Source organism: Ruminococcus sp. OM04-4AA, assembly GCF_003462585.1.
Classification (GTDB): Bacteria; Bacillota; Clostridia; order Lachnospirales; family Lachnospiraceae; genus Mediterraneibacter; species Mediterraneibacter faecis.
In genome coordinates this window covers 1-692 of the sequence record NZ_QTZH01000170.1, presented here as the reverse complement: position 1 = coordinate 692, position 692 = coordinate 1, and the positions used below count along the sequence as shown (strand labels likewise).

At 44.9% G+C, this 692-nt stretch carries 1 protein-coding gene; it reads left to right on the top strand.

All coding sequences use genetic code 11. The features are described 5' to 3' along the window. Positions 1 to 692: hypothetical protein (locus DXB52_RS15970; RefSeq protein ID WP_147343408.1), on the top strand; the 692-nt coding region annotated here is incomplete at both ends.

Genomic DNA, 692 nt, shown 5'->3' with positions numbered 1-692 from the left:
ACCTCTTACGAGAAGATCGAAGATGGTGTCAGCAAAGCAAAATATAACTATAAGTACAACGATTCCAACCAGCTCATCAAACGCACGAATGCAAAGATCTGGGGCGATCCGGGAACAACCTACAGCTATGATAAGGACGGTAATCTGATCCAGGAATGTGATAAGACAAACAGTGCAGACCCGGTTACTTATGAATACACAGCAGAAAATCGTCTGGCAGTGGTAAAACAGGGTGGAACAGTCCTGATGGCAGCCATGTACGATGGAGATAACAACAGGGTATTCGAACTGGATAACACCTATAAATGGGAAGACTGCTATGGCGATGAAGTCCTGATCCCGGAGAACCAGCGTACCGAAGATGGGAACAGCCCGAAAGAGCAGCTTGCCTCTCTGGTAAAAGGCGGTTCCAATGCCAAAGGATACACACTGACAGAGTATATCAACGATATCAATCGTGAGAATACAGAAGTCCTCGCAGAGTATGGAGCAGACGAGAAAGTCCGTCAGGCTTATACTTATGGAGAAAGTGGAATCGGAGAACGTATAAGCGTTGATAAATCCACAGAAAGCAGTTATTATTTATATGACGGAAGAAACAGCGTAACCGGAATCCTGACTGAAAATGCTAATCTGACGAACAGTTATCAGTATGATCCATACGGAAACCTTACATCAGGAACAGCAGACGG